The sequence below is a fragment of the Flavobacterium chungangensis genome (genome assembly GCF_042654045.1).
GTDB lineage: Bacteria > Bacteroidota > Bacteroidia > Flavobacteriales > Flavobacteriaceae > Flavobacterium > Flavobacterium chungangensis.
In genome coordinates this window covers 99,306-113,310 of the sequence record NZ_JBHSFY010000015.1, presented here as the reverse complement: position 1 = coordinate 113,310, position 14,005 = coordinate 99,306, and the positions used below count along the sequence as shown (strand labels likewise).

Here is a 14,005-nt window from a genome sequence, read left to right as displayed (position 1 = left end):
TTAAAAAATATTTTTATAAATGGCAAAGGGTATAAAAAGAATAAAATGGACAGGTCAGGGAAAAGTGATCAGTAATTTGTCTGTTCCTAACAAAAAAGCAGCTATCAGTCCAAGTGAGTATGTGTTTTTTGAAGTAGATCAATGGTACGATGGAACTCCTGAAACAGATAAAAAGAAAAACGTAACTTGGATTTTTCAGGATTATAAGGCTAGAACCATCATTTTACAAAAGACATTGCCTATTAATAGGGCATATGGAATAAAGCTCCCTAAAAACTTATGCGGACAATATGAATATTATCTTGAAGCAAGCCTTTCCGGAAAACGTGACTTAATAAATCAGACTGGGCTAAAAATAAGTGGTTATTGTCCTCCAAGAATAGAAAGTAGCAAATGGTGTACAACTAATGACGGAGACGACGTAAGGCAGAGTCATATTTTTTCTTATGGAGAAATTACTTACTTGAATCTTGTTACTGAAGGACTTAACGGACACAAAAATCTTAGGATAGATATTTTCAGGCATCTTGATTTAAAAACAGATAAGTTGTTGCGAAGTATTGCTGGTGTAGAGGTTATTGATGGTGAAATCAATTTGCAAATTAGCAATACTTACTCATGGTATTTTGATGTAAAAAATCCAATAGCAAAAGAGCTATTTTATGTAAAAGTATATGATCCTGTTTCAAAAACATATATTGTTGATGACAAAAATGACACAGCACATGCCCGTTTTTTACGCATGAAGAGGGACGTTGTTTCACAACAGATAAAACCGCCAACAAACTTATCGCCTTTAAAAACTGGGGAACCAGCCAAAAATGCCGAAAGGTTTGACCTATGCAAATTTGAAAAAATTACTATTATTGAGGATAACGAAGAAGGCGGGAAAAAAACTGAAACTCTGATTTTTAATAATGGTGTAAACCTAAAAGGATTAACTTTAAAAAAAGAGCCACTAAAAAAAACAATTCTTTTTGAGTTTGACAGTCATGCTATCACATCAGATGCCAAAACAATACTAAACAATACGTTGCAATTTTTACTGGAACATCAATTTTCGAGTATCAAAATCGATGGACATGCTTGCGTAATAGGAAAAGAACAATATAACCAAAAACTTTCGCAACAGAGAAGCGATGTTGTTAAAAAGCTATTTGTAGATGGTGGTCTGGAATCAAGCAGAATAATTTCTATCGGAAGAGGCGAAATAAATCCTACAGATGACAAAAAAGGGCGCGACAATATAAAATACAAAGATGAAAAAGAATATAAAGAAAACCGCTGTGTAGATATTTCTTTTGATTATTTTGGACATGATGCAAATACAATCGTGTATGAAACGATTGCTCCAAGTCATGATAAAAACATTATAATTGATATTACAGAATACCAAAACAAGGCATGTTTAACAGGAACGCATAAAGCGAATATTAAAATCAGTTCTCCTGAATATAAAACCATTGACAGAGTTGCAAGCAAATTAGATTTTCCTGTTAAGTCTAATATATCTGCTTTTAATATTGCCCCATTACAATACATGTGGCTGAAACTTATAGCCAATGAATACTTAATTGATGTCCATTCTTGCCGTTATTTTTCTAATGATAAAAATACTACAGTCAAAGTCATGGCTTATCCCGATATAAAGTGGGATTTTCATTTCTTTTTAAATCTTAGTAATGAACTAAGTGTGAAATGGGGAAATTTACCTCCAGGGAAAGATAAAGAAATGAGGAAGAAAGCAGGAAAAATTGGTGCTGAAAAAAGATGGAAACAAACAGATATTGACTTTGGAGTTGTTCTAGAGGCAAATTGGGACAAAATTGGAGAAGACAAATACGGTAGTCATTTTGATGCAACTTTAAAATATGAAGAAAAAATCAAACAACTATATTCTGTTTTTTCATCGTTAAAAGAGTTTTCAAAAGGTGTAACTGGTAGTACAGCGGGTGTTGTTAAAAATACTAATCAACGCTATGATATTCAGATGAAACCGCCTAATTTCTGTTTGGGTACAATATGGCAATTAGCAAAAGGAAGTAAAAATAAAATTCCTACTAATGAATTAGGTATCGAGTATAAATTTTATTTCAAGGCAGAACCGCTTATTGCTCTAGTCTTAACAATTGACTTACTTGATTTAGCCGCCCAAGTTGGCGGTACTCTCGTTGGCGGTCCAGCTGGAAATGAATCTGCCAAACTAATATTAGAAATAATTAGACTGTGGGCGGCAGAAGAAAAAGAGCAAGGAATTACTTTTAAACTTTTATTTGACTTAATATTAACTGGACAAATAGATGGCAGTGCAGATATAACTATTAACACCGCATCTGATGATAATAAGGGAAAAGCAGAACTTAAAACAAAACTTTCCGCTGAAATAAAACTAGAGGTTGAAATAAAAGCCAAAGCAGTCTTTCTTGAGGTTACTGCGTATGCTGCTGGTACAGCAAAAGCTTCGGGAAAAGCTTCTATTACTTTTGGGCATTCATTGAATTACAACCAAAATGCAAAAAGTTTATATTATCAACCAGAAATGAAGTTTGATGCTGTAGAAGCTAAAGTATTGATAAAAGTTGAAGCAGGTCTTTCTTCCAAAAAACTAAATTTTGATTTTAAGGATGACCAAACTGTGGTTGACGATACCTTCAAATTTTGGAAAGGCTTCGATATTATTGAAAATTTAGAAAAAACAACAGGATATAGTACTAAAATAAATTTAATTTAAAATGAAAAAATTAATCACATTAACAATTATTTGCATCGTAATGCAAAGTTGTAATTCGCAAAAAAAAGATTTAGCAAAAATCACATTTACTGAAAAACACGATACTTTTTTTGGAGATATTTCTAATGAATATAAAGAAAATAGTTCTATGATAGATTATAATTTTTTTGATGTCTATGGCTCACAATCGGAAGATGTGCTTAATTTTAACGGAGTCGATTTGAGTGGATATAGAAATAAAAAGGGAGGATTTGGAACTAATACTATAAGTTTTGAATTTTCGAAAAAAGATAATACATTAAATTATTATCATATAATATTGTTCTATAATAAAAATATAAAACAATTAATCAACACTTTAAATAACAGCAAAGGCAAACCTGTTTATGTGGATAAACTTTTATCTGAACCAAAAGAAATTGAGCCAGATGCTTTATTATGGGAAGATAAGGAGAATTACTACTTATTACGAGGAGTAACACAAAACACGTCATATTTTGATGCATTTAAAAAAAATAATCTAATAATTCGAAGACATAAATTCTCAGCAGGACCTTTTCAATATTATGGTGATTATCTAGATTATCTCGACAAACAAAACAAAACAAGTAAACAAATTTCGTATTATCAATATGCAAAAATCATGGAAAGTGAAGGGGATGATTATAAGATAAACAGTTATATAAAGCCTTGATAATGTTTAAAAAAATAATCACATCAACAATTATTTGCATTTTAATGCAAAGCTGTAATTCACAAAAAAAAGATTTAGCGCAAATTACTTTTACAGAGAAACTTGATACCTTTTTCGGAGAAATTCCGAATAAATTAGATAAAGATTATTCAATAGTAGATCCCCAATTATATAATTCATACAAATCTGAATCGGAAAAAATCCTGTACTTTAATGGGGTTGATTTAAGTGGATATCTTGATAAAAAAGGAGAATATGGCACTAATAATATACGTTTTGAGTTTTCTAAACAAGATAATTTATTGAACTTTTATCACGTGCAATTATATACTAATGATAAAATAAGCCTGTTAATTGAAGCTTTAAATGGGAAATTAGGAAAACCAAACTACATAAATGTGCTTGAATCAAATAAGAAATCGCCCGATGCTTTATTGTGGGAAGATAAAACAAGTTTTTATTTAATAACTGGTGCAACTCAAAATCAATCTGATTTTATTGTATTTAATAAAAACAACACTGCAATTAGAAAACAATGGATTTCAGCATCATTTATGTATTATGGAGATTATTTAGATTATCTAGAAAAAAAAGGGTTTAAAAAAGAGTCATATAGTTATAAGAATTTTGCTGATGATAAAAACAAAGATGGCTACGATAGGTATTTAAAAAATTATAAAAAGCCATAAACCATAAAGGTTACTAAATTATTAATTATAATTTAAAATAAATAATGATATACCAACCATATTACACAATAAGTTTTTCTGTTTCCGCTTGCAATTTTGAAATTTTAGTTAACGACATTCCAGTAGTAACAATGGAAACTAAAGGTCAAATTTCAGCTAACATTCCTATTAACTATGCGATTTATAAATCTGGAAAACAGTTTGTAACAGCAAATATAAAACCATTAGCTGGCACGGAGAATCTTCATCCTGATGCTTCTTTAAAATTTAATGTGAGATTATATGACGTTGCAAACAATGATTTTAAACGTATAAATGATTTTGAAGAAGTAAAACTTCCTCAAGTTGAAGAAAATCAAAAAGTGCTTTTTCTTACTCAAGAAACAGAATTTATAGCCGAAATCCCATATTCTCTGATCAATTGGAATAATGGCGAAAACTTAAAAGATGTAGACGATATAAAAGAAAAAGTAATTCAAGCTTATAATAATCTTGCTAATCTTTTGAAAGAAGAAAAATATGCAGAGTTTGCAGAAAAAATAAGTGTCCGAGAAAAAAACATGGCAACCTCAATGTATTTAACCAATTCAGAATCTAAAGCCCGAATTAACAGTTTAATTGACGACGCCAAAAATGGTTTTGATGTAATGCCACTACCAAAATCGATATTTAAATTTTACGGTTATGGCAAATTGGTAACGTTGAAAAAATTAAATGGAGAACCAGCCTTTTATCTATACAACAAAGAAACGAAAGAAGAACTCATGATTGACCAAATGTTATACATGCCAAAGGGCAAAACAGAGCTTGAGATTATTTAATTTTAGAAATAGATTAAGAATGACATGAAGAAAATCAAACTAATTTTATTATTATTAGCACCTATCTTTTTTTGTTGTAAAGATGAAGAATTAAATAAGTTTTCATCTAAAGAAAAAGCAGAAATCTTAGATACACTAAAATCAAGAATAAAAATTGACATAGATGATTATACATTATTTAAAAAACAGCCTACCAATATCCTGTTTATAAATTCAGGATTTTTATTAGATAAAAAAACTGTCGATATTTATAAAAAGCAAGGTTTGGTAAAAAACAGAGATGAGGATCTAGAAGATTTTGTTAAAGTAATAGTTTTAAAATATAATTTTAAAAGAGAGGATGGTAAAACACTAAAAATAAAAGATGTAAATCAAATTGAAGTCGGGAATTCACCATATTTTGAGGAAAATAAAAAATTATATAGTAATTTCAACATAAGCATTCCATTAGATAATAATTACACAAGACTAAATGGATATATTACACTTGAATTAAAAATAGATAATCAAAACAAGAGGGAATTAACCTTACCTATCAAAATAAATTTAATAGATTTTTTTGAGAAATAATGAACTTAATCATAGCTAAAAACAAATTATAATTACTTTAAAAATTATAATTTTATTCATAAAAAAAGCCCTGTATAATCAGGGCTTTGTTATTTTTACATATCAATAAATTATTTTCCTTTCAATAATTTTTCCAAATATTCTACTTTATCTTTTTCAGCTTGTACTAACCTTTCATATAACTCAACAACTTTATCAAGAGGATTAAAAGTACATCCGTAATTAAATGAAGACGCATTATCATGATTATTGATTGTATTTCCAATAATATTTAGAACTGCTTCTTCCGAAAAATTCTTAATAGCTTCCACACTTACACCGAGTGCCTTTGCAACTTGGATTAATTTCTCTTCATCAACATTTTCACTATTCTCCATAGCTGAGATTGCTTGTTGATTTGTTCCTAAAGCTTGTGCAAGGGCTTCTTGTTTCATGTCTTTTAATTCACGAATACGGCTTATTTTTCGCCCTATATGATTTGGTTTTAGTAATGTACTCATAGCTCAAAGATAATAATTAAGAATAAAAAAATAGAAAATGTATCCTACATTTTGGTGCTGTAAAATACCAAATCACCTTTTTGTCTGACTTAACAAAAATACAATTTTTCAGACAGAAAAAAAGCCCTGATTATTCAGGTCTTTATTCATTTTGCATATTCAGTAAATTATTTTCCTTTTAAAAATTTTTCTAAATATTCTATTTTCTTACGCGAGGGAGGGGAAGCAGAAGAAATCTCCGAAACCGTTAAAAAGTGGAAAGAAAATAACGAACTGCAATTGCCTAAGTTTGATCCAAAACGAGTAGAAGAATTGAAAGATAGTTTTTAATTATTTAAAACTTATAAGTATTTAATTATGAAATAAAAAAAGAATCTAATTTAATGGATTTGTTTAAATTAGATTCTTTGAGTTTTACAATAATTAAGATTCTTTATTAACCTTCAGTATAAGATTCATTCCATAGCGAATTTGGCTTCAAGTAAACTTTGTTTTCCTGAAAATCCAAAATGGTATTAAATCTTTTTAAAACTTCGCTACCAAGAATATGGGTTTTAAATCGTGCCGGATTGTTTGCTGTTAGTAATTGTACGGGAACATCATTTAGACATAAATTGCCTAAATAAAGTTTTTCGTTTTTCACTGTCAGAACTGGAACTTCTTCGCCTTGACCATTTTTTAAAATTACTTTTTTAAGGACAGGTAAACTTTCTGTTGGATATTGCTGTTCTTGTACCATTTCCTGATCGAGCATTACGGTGCGCTGATAGCCATTGTCAAAAAGAAAACGACCTTTATAAACTGTATTTTTTATTTGAAGTTGTCCTTGAACGCAAAACAAAGTATGTGTAAATTCCATATCCAATTTTGTGTACTCTTTGTTTCGTTTGGACAGCTTAGAATGAATTATAAAAAGCTTTTTATCATAATCGATTTCTACAATTTTGCCATCAAATAGATTCCAGCCAAAGCGCCCCACAGTTCCTTGCCCAGATAACTCTACAGGATAAATCTGCTGATCTTTCCAGATTTGATTTCCAAGTTGGAAACTATGCCCTTTTAAGCCCCTTAATTTTAGCTGACTGATCATATCATTCGTTAAAAGAAAATCACTAGTTCCCGAATCAAATTTTAAATCGAGTGTTTCTTTGTCGTTTAATTTAACCTTGAAAATAATGTTGTTAAACTCTGAAAGCACAAAAGGTATGGTATCGTGTATTTCAGGTTTGAATTTTGAAAAGTTTTGTAAAGACGGACATTCAATGCGTGTATAACAGCTGTCGGTTTTATTTAAAATGACGGCAAAATCAAACTTTTTTCCAGGTTTTAGTTTTATGATAATTGAATCTTCATTGGTGTAAAAAGTAACCGTTTTCTCTTTCGGAGTTTTATTGGTTACGTATAAATCTGGTTTTGCTTTTGAATCTAAATACCATTTTGTTTTTTCTTCATTATCTTCTTTTATATAACAGATTTTAGAAGAAGCTTTGATTACAGGATTTTTTACTTGGGCTTGACAAACCGTTACGGCAGCCATCATTAAAATAAGATAAATCTTCATTGGTTATAATTTCTATTTTTGGACTAAAGTTTTGGAGGAAGCAAATTGTCTAAATCTGAAAGTTTATAAAATTTAAGATCATTCAATTTCATGTATTTGCAGATAAATTCCAAAGTTTCGATTTTTACCTGATAATTTTCGGTGACCTCTTTTACCGGTTTATGACCGCATAAAAGTAGAATTTTATTGTTCTTTTTGGCATAATCTAATAACTCCAATACATACGGAATGCTAAAATGAATATGGCTGTTATCAATATCAAAAGCAAAAACAATTTTTGAATTATTAAAATAACTGTCTTGCTTTTCTGGAATTTCGCCTCCAAATGCTCTTCCTCTAATAATTTTAAAAAGAGGAGATAGCGCTTGGTCTAGTGAATCTGATCTTTCGCCGTAAGGATAAGCAAAGGAAGTAACGTTGAAAGATTTTTTTTTCATAGAAATAATCATCGGATCGATTTCCTGTTTTAGATATTCTTTCACGCTATATTTTTGCGTGAACTTAACAGCATTGTAATGATGATAGCCATGTCCGGCAATCTCATGGCCGTATTTTTGCATTTCAAGCAGTTTTTTAATTTCAGGAGCTCCAATCGAATCTATTCTGCAGACGTTAAAAGTCGCTTTCCAAGAATATTTTCGCAAAACTTGATCTGCTTCCGACCATTCGTCGACATAAGCATCATCAAAAGATAAAATCACACCCGCTTTATAGGCCGGTTTTGCGACTGGTTTAGGTTTTTTATTTTCACAAGAAAATAAGGTTAAGAAAAGTAAAAGCAATACCGTTTTTGTAAAAAGTATTTTCATAGATTTTTGCTTTCTGGTGAATATGAATTGAACATATAAAGAATCAAATATAAAGAATATTCTGAGCAACTAAAACCTGATTTTTTTGGAATGAAACCACTAGGTGTTTGATAAATTAATTTTGTATTATAATCCTCTTTTCAAAACGCCCATGATGACTAATTGAAATATCTTGAAGCGCATTGGAAGAAATTTTCAAATACGGAATACCGTTTTCGTCTTTTACAATTTCTTTATTTTCAACTTCAATCACATTATTTAGATCTTTAAAATTGGTAACAGCAACCGTATGAATACTTTCTAGAGATAAAATAGTTTTGGTGTAATAAATATTTTTATCGCAAACTACTTTCCCGCATGAATTATTTATGTCTAATGATTCTATAAAACAAACAAGCTTTTTGGGACTAAACTCACGAATTTTGGTCTGACGATTATAGATTTTATACGCAGCTTCTTTCATGCTCCATAAAAGCCAAACCAAGATTTCTGGTTCATCATACTTTTTTATAAGCTGTTGCTCATCGGCCGTGAAAAGTTTTTCTATAAAACCTTTCCGTTGCCAATTGCTTTCTTTACGTGATTGCGCGAGATCTATAATGTCATTGCCAATCATTTTGCAGCGAGTTTGGTTTCGATGATTTCCAAAGCAGTTTTTACATCCAGCATTCGTTCCATATCGGCATTGTCAATTACGATGTCGAATTCTTCTTCAATATCAAGCACGATATCCACCAAATTAGCCGAGTTTATATTGAGGTCTTTAATGAAGTCTGTTTCTTCGGTTAAATTGTCGTACGCTTCTGTATTGGTTGCAAAAGGCTTTATAATTACTTTTAATCTTTCGGTTAGTTCTTTTCTGTCCATTTTAATTTTCGAATTTTTTAAATATTACGCATGCGTTTACATCGCCAAAACCAAAACTGGCTTTTGCAATTATTTTGGGGTTAGTTTTAATCGTTTCTATAAGTGCTTTTGAAGGATCAATTAATGCCGCAATTTCAGGATGAAGATCAGAGCAGTTTTTATTTCCAAATAAAAAACCTTCATAAAGCTGTAATACTGCGGCGACACTTTCGATACTTCCAGAAGCACTTAAACAATGTCCAGTTAAGCTTTTCAGCGAATTAATGTACGGAAAATCAAAAGCGTTTCGTTCCAAGGCTTTTGTCCAGTTTTCAATTTCTAGACTGTCTTTTGTTGTTGCTGTCAAATGCCCGTTTATACCATCAATTTCATTGGGATGGATTCCGGCATTTGCAATAGCAGTTTTAATGCATCTTTGCACGGCTATACTGTTTGGAGCAGTCATGCTTCCACCATCGCGCTGTCCGCCAGAATTGACATTGCCACCTAAAATCTCTGCATAAATAATGGCGTTGCGTTCTAGAGCGCTTTCCAAATCTTCAATAACAAAAGCTCCTGCACCGCTTCCAGGAACAAATCCGGCAGCAGAAGCACTCATTGGTCTTGAACCTTCTTCGGGATTGTCATTATACTTAGAAGAACAGACACGAAGCGCGTCAAATCCACCCCAAATATACGGACCGCTGTCAGAAGTGCTTCCCGCTAATATTCGTTTGGCTTGTCCAGATTGTATGCGGTCGTAAGCCATTAATATGGATTCAGTTCCTGTTGTGCAAGCCGATGAATTGGTCGTTACCTGATTTCCCAGCCCGATTTTACCTCCAAGATAGGCACTAATACCGCTGTTCATCGTTTGTGCAACAACTGTACTTCCTAATCTTCGGACTTGCAATTCGTCAATTTTATAAATGCTTTCACGAAATTTATCAATTCCTGAAGTACCAGCTCCAAAGATGGCACCGCTATCCCAATCTGGATTTTCGTTAATAGGTAATCCTGCGTTCTTCCAAGCTTCCATACCCGCAATGACGCCGTATAAAATCCCTTTGCTATTAAATCCGCGAAGTTCGAGTTCTGTAAAATACTGTGCTTTCAACTCTTCAGATATTTGAGGCTGACCTACAATCTGACAGGAAAATTGCAATTCTTCTAGCTGAGAATCATGACGAATACCCGAAATGCCATTTTGCAGCGCATGAGTAAACGCAGGAATTCCAACACCATTTGGCGCTGCAATTCCAAGACCTGTTATAACGACTCGTTTTTTCATAATCTCTTTGTTATCATTCCTGCCAGAACGCCTTTGCAAACTTCTTGTCCAGCTTCGTTTTTCATTACCGCATTACATTTCAATTTTCCAAAACGAAAGAACAATTTCTCCGAAGTTACCGTTACTTTTTCATTTGGATAAACAGGTTTCAAAAACTCCATATCGGCAGATGTGAAGGCAATCACGGTATTTTCTCCCAATTCATTTCCCAACAAAAATATTCCCAAGCAAACCATTCCAATCTGAGCCATTGTTTCGGTTAAAATAACGCCAGGAGTAACAGGATTGTCTTTGAAATGGCCTTTGTAAAAATCAAGATTTTCTTTGAAAGTATAAGTTCCAGTTACGCCATTTTCATCTGCGTGAAGTAATTCATCTACAAACAAAAATGGTTCGCTGTACGGTAGCTGTTTTATAATATCATTTAATTCCATAAGTTTTTAAATTACCATTGCAATAAAACTCTTTGTGCCGAAAATCCTGGGCCAAAACTCAGCATTAAACCTTTTTCTCCTTTTTTCGGATTTCGATTCATAATGTTTTCTAAAACATACAAAACCGTTGCGCTAGACATATTGCCGTATTCTTTGAGTATTTCTTTAGTATCGTCTATATTTTTTTCCAATCCAGCAAAAAGCGATTCAACCGTTGTCACGATTTTTTTTCCGCCAGGATGAAAAATCATGTGGTCAATATCTTTAATTTCAAGATTGTTCTGCTTTAAAAAAGGATGAATAATGTCACCAAAATGAGAAGCAATGGTATCTGGAACTTCAATATCGAGAACCATTTGCAGTCCGCCGTTGGTTAATTTAAAGCCCATCATATGTTCTGCATCATAAAAATGATACATCTGTTCGTCGAGAATTTCAGGGCCAGCATCTTCTTCTCTTGAAGACAATAAACAACAGGCAGCACCATCTCCAAAAATAGCAGCACTTACAATATTCGGCATCGAAAAATCATCAAGCTGAAAAGTTGCAGTTGGCGATTCAACCGCTATTACCGCTGCACGTTTTCCAGGATTCGATTTTAGAAAATTCTTCGCATAAATAATTCCAGAAATTCCTGCTGCACAGCCCATTTCGGTTACAGGAAGACGAACAATATCTTGTCTTAATTTCATTTTATTAATCAGATAAGCGTCAAGCGAAGGAATCATAATTCCGGTACAGCTTACCGTAATAATATAGTCTAAACTCTGCGGATCCCAGCCTGTTTTTTCTAATGCTTTTTCGAGAACTTGATGTCCTAGAACAATCATTTCGCGGCTATAAATATCATTTTTTTCTTCAAATGAAGTAGCGGTAAAAACTTCCGAAGGCTCCATGATAGAGTAGCGCTTGTCTACAGAAGCGCCTTCAAATATCTTTTTTACTTTTTTGATAAAACGCTCTTCCTGACCTTCAAGCCATACGTCTACAAGCGGAAGTATTTCTTCGGTCGTTCGAGAATATTGCGGAAGCTGTTTAACAGCCGTGATTATCTTTACACTCATATTTTAGTAATTATCCACTGGTAGCGAAAGGCCCATTTCCAGTTTATGGAATAGTTTTTTAGATTTAGTTTTTTGGAGAAATGCTCCAATTCGTTTTTTTTGAATCCTTTTAAAATAGAAATCAAACCATCGTTACGCGACATTGTATTGAGATTAAAAACAACGCTTATGAGCTCAAACAATCGATACGCAATTTTACTTCTATGAAGATCATTTACCACAATTCCAATTGAAGCATTTTGGTTTAAAATATGGATTAGTTCTGTAATTTGACTGGTTGTAAAATGATGCAATGTCAACGTGCATAAAACAATATCGTATTTTAGCTGATTGAATTCTTCGCTAAAAATATCCATACAGCTATATGCTATGTTCGGGAAATCTTTTGAAAGTTTCTTGGCATAATCAATTGTAAAAGCATTGGCGTCGATTCCAATTAATTTGAACTTGAGATTTTGCTTTTTCCCATATTTGGCAAGCATTCTCAGCATGTCTCCATTTCCGCATCCAATATCGGCAATGGTAATGGTTTGAGAAGTATCTGTTTTTTTTAAAAGTTCTTTTATGCCGTGAAGCGTCAGTTTATTTCCGCCAAGCAATTGATTAATAGAAGCAATTTGATCTAACGCGCCAATAAGCTCTTCGCTTTGAAGCGAAAAATCATCCATTATTTCTATTTCTTCTGTTCTATATTTAGTGTTTACACCCATTTATTCAATTGTTATTGGTCGGCCGTGCGTTTGTTTTATAATGAAAGAAAGTAAAGCAGGAATTGATGCTGCTACGGTTGTCATGATATGAGTCAGATTTTTATGTGTCAGCGCTTTGGCTAAAACTCTGCCAAAGAATAATCTTTTGCTAAAATGCTTTTTCCATTCTTTAATGTATTTTTTTTCAAATTCGCTTCTCGATTCTATTTTTCCATAATAAAAATCAAGCACAAGCTCAGAAGCTATTTTAGCGCTATGAATTGCCATTGCCATTCCGTTGCCGCACATGGGATGAATCAATCCTGCAGTATCTCCAATCATTAAAATGTGATTTTCTACAGGTTCTTTTTTATCGAATGAAATCTGACTGATTGTTAAAGGCTTTTCGAATAGGGAAGTGCTGTTTTCAAAAATCCCTTTCAATTTTTTATTTTTATAAAGCACCGATTTTTGGTACTCTTCGATGTTTTTGTATTTTTTAAAAGTATCAAAATCGGCTAAATAGCAAATATTGATAACGTCGTTCTCTACTTTTGAAACGCCGCAATAACCGCCTTGAAAATTGTACAAAGCCACAAGACTTTCGTCAAAATTTCCTTTGTAATGTGCTTTTACGGCAAGCCAAGGTGATTTTTTAGCAATAAAATCTCTTGACAAAACCTGATCTATATTCGATCTTTTGCCGTAAGCGCCTAAAACTATTTTTGATGAAAGAATTTCTTCAGAAGTAGTTACAGTAAAAATGTCATTTTCAAAAGAAATATGAGAGACGTGATCGGTTATAATAGTACAGCCATTTTGGGTTGCTTTTTCAAACAAGAAATTATCCAATGCATAACGACTGATTCCGAAACCGCCCAGTGGAAGTTTCGTTTTTGCCGTTGTTCCGTTTTGGGCTGTAAATTCAAAGTTAGAAATACTGGTTGGGTGAAGTTCCCTAACGTCTAATTCCAACCAAAATAAATAAGGCAGGATTTCATTTGAGATATATTCTCCGCAGACTTTATGTTTTGGATAGGTGTTTTTTTCGATAAGAATTACCTTCAATCCTTTTTTGGATAAGTGTAAAGCGCTTGCTAGACCAGCAAGACCGCCTCCAATAATAAGTACATCAGGATTTGTTCTCATACAACCAATTTAATCATAAAAACTCAAATGATCTTACTTAATTCCATAAGAAATTAACAAAATTTCAACTTTTATTTTAAAAGCTTAGAATGCGTTTTTAGTAGAAAAAAATGATTTAAAAGATAATTTTTACTTTTGCCAATAAATACCGCATTAA

Annotated in this window: 15 protein-coding genes; 5 read left to right on the top strand and 10 right to left on the bottom strand. The window is 32.3% G+C overall.

From position 1 onward, the window contains the following. Positions 1-19: 19 nt before the first annotated feature. From ACFO3N_RS20520 to ACFO3N_RS20500, 5 genes are read left to right on the top strand one after another with little or no spacing between them, the layout of a single operon-like run. Positions 20-2,731 (top strand): OmpA family protein, encoded by a 2,712-nt coding sequence (locus ACFO3N_RS20520; protein WP_379800779.1) that lies wholly within the window; start codon positions 20-22, stop codon positions 2,729-2,731. Between the two features lies 1 nt (position 2,732). After that, a complete protein-coding gene (locus ACFO3N_RS20515; RefSeq protein WP_379800778.1) occupies positions 2,733-3,425 on the top strand; it encodes a hypothetical protein in 693 nt (230 codons plus the stop codon). 2 nt (positions 3,426-3,427) lie between these two features. After that, positions 3,428-4,114: a hypothetical protein gene (locus ACFO3N_RS20510; RefSeq protein WP_379800777.1), complete on the top strand. Its 687-nt coding sequence runs from the start codon at positions 3,428-3,430 to the stop codon at positions 4,112-4,114. Positions 4,115-4,158: 44 nt separating this feature from the next. After that, a complete protein-coding gene (locus ACFO3N_RS20505; protein WP_379800776.1) occupies positions 4,159-4,935 on the top strand; it encodes a hypothetical protein in 777 nt (258 codons plus the stop codon). A gap of 24 nt (positions 4,936-4,959) precedes the next feature. Next, on the top strand, positions 4,960-5,505 hold the full coding sequence (locus tag ACFO3N_RS20500; RefSeq protein ID WP_379800775.1) for a hypothetical protein: 546 nt from the start codon (positions 4,960-4,962) through the stop codon (positions 5,503-5,505). A gap of 110 nt (positions 5,506-5,615) precedes the next feature. On the opposite strand, the gene ACFO3N_RS20495 is transcribed toward ACFO3N_RS20500, so the two are convergent. From ACFO3N_RS20495 to ACFO3N_RS20450, 10 genes are all read right to left on the bottom strand, one after another. Then, entirely contained in the window at positions 5,616-6,005 is a 390-nt protein-coding gene (locus tag ACFO3N_RS20495; protein ID WP_379800774.1) for a helix-turn-helix domain-containing protein, read from the bottom strand. Between the two features lie 436 nt (positions 6,006-6,441). Further along, positions 6,442-7,566: a hypothetical protein gene (locus ACFO3N_RS20490; RefSeq protein WP_379800773.1), complete on the bottom strand. Its 1,125-nt coding sequence runs from the start codon at positions 7,564-7,566 to the stop codon at positions 6,442-6,444. Between the two features lie 23 nt (positions 7,567-7,589). Then, positions 7,590-8,375 (bottom strand): polysaccharide deacetylase family protein, encoded by a 786-nt coding sequence (locus ACFO3N_RS20485; protein ID WP_379800772.1) that lies wholly within the window; start codon positions 8,373-8,375, stop codon positions 7,590-7,592. 115 nt (positions 8,376-8,490) lie between these two features. Further along, the gene (locus tag ACFO3N_RS20480) at positions 8,491-8,991 is read right to left on the bottom strand and encodes a 4'-phosphopantetheinyl transferase superfamily protein (protein WP_379800771.1); all 501 of its coding nucleotides are present in this window, start codon (positions 8,989-8,991) and stop codon (positions 8,491-8,493) included. Continuing rightward, positions 8,988-9,242, bottom strand: coding sequence for a phosphopantetheine-binding protein (locus ACFO3N_RS20475; protein WP_095930083.1), 255 nt, complete (start codon positions 9,240-9,242; stop codon positions 8,988-8,990). Before ACFO3N_RS20475 ends, ACFO3N_RS20480 begins: the two co-directional genes overlap by 4 nt. Before the next feature lies 1 nt (position 9,243). Beyond that, complete coding sequence (locus tag ACFO3N_RS20470; RefSeq protein ID WP_379800770.1) at positions 9,244-10,512, bottom strand: beta-ketoacyl-[acyl-carrier-protein] synthase family protein; 1,269 nt, start codon at positions 10,510-10,512, stop codon at positions 9,244-9,246. Then, entirely contained in the window at positions 10,509-10,946 is a 438-nt protein-coding gene (locus tag ACFO3N_RS20465) for a 3-hydroxyacyl-ACP dehydratase FabZ family protein (RefSeq protein ID WP_379800769.1), read from the bottom strand. The genes ACFO3N_RS20470 and ACFO3N_RS20465 overlap by 4 nt, the downstream gene beginning before the upstream one ends. 11 nt (positions 10,947-10,957) lie before the next feature. Then, entirely contained in the window at positions 10,958-12,010 is a 1,053-nt protein-coding gene (locus ACFO3N_RS20460; protein ID WP_379800768.1) for a type III polyketide synthase, read from the bottom strand. Further along, positions 12,007-12,720, bottom strand: coding sequence for a methyltransferase domain-containing protein (locus tag ACFO3N_RS20455; RefSeq protein ID WP_379800767.1), 714 nt, complete (start codon positions 12,718-12,720; stop codon positions 12,007-12,009). The genes ACFO3N_RS20460 and ACFO3N_RS20455 overlap by 4 nt, the downstream gene beginning before the upstream one ends. After that, entirely contained in the window at positions 12,721-13,848 is a 1,128-nt protein-coding gene (locus tag ACFO3N_RS20450; RefSeq protein ID WP_379800766.1) for an NAD(P)/FAD-dependent oxidoreductase, read from the bottom strand. Positions 13,849-14,005: the final 157 nt, after the last annotated feature.